Here is a 253-nt window from a genome sequence, read left to right as displayed (position 1 = left end):
TGCTTTTCCCAAAGGAAAAGACACCCCGCCCCGCGACCCGCCCGCCAAGTTACAGGTCAGCGAACTTACGGCCTTCAGCAACCAGCTTCTCGAGCAGAGCCGCCGGCTCCCACTGCTCGCCACCAACGGTATCCTGGTACTTCTTAACCGCTGAGAGAATGGTGTCCAGACCTTCCTGATCGGCCCAGAACATGGGGCCACCGCGATAGGCCGGGAAGCCATAGCCGTAGATCCAGACAATGTCGATATCCAG

General features: G+C 59.3%; 1 protein-coding gene. It reads right to left on the bottom strand.

Annotation, left to right across the window (positions count from 1 at the left end):
• Window positions 1–49 precede the first annotated feature (49 nt).
• A partial coding sequence (locus tag B2W52_RS07990) for a 3-hydroxyacyl-CoA dehydrogenase family protein (protein ID WP_286802391.1) occupies window positions 50–253 on the bottom strand: 204 nt, incomplete at its 5' end.

It is taken from the genome of Marinobacter sp. UBA2498 (genome assembly GCF_002341575.1).
Classification (GTDB): domain Bacteria; phylum Pseudomonadota; class Gammaproteobacteria; order Pseudomonadales; family Oleiphilaceae; genus Marinobacter; species Marinobacter manganoxydans.
This window is presented reverse-complemented; position numbering and strand designations above follow the sequence as displayed.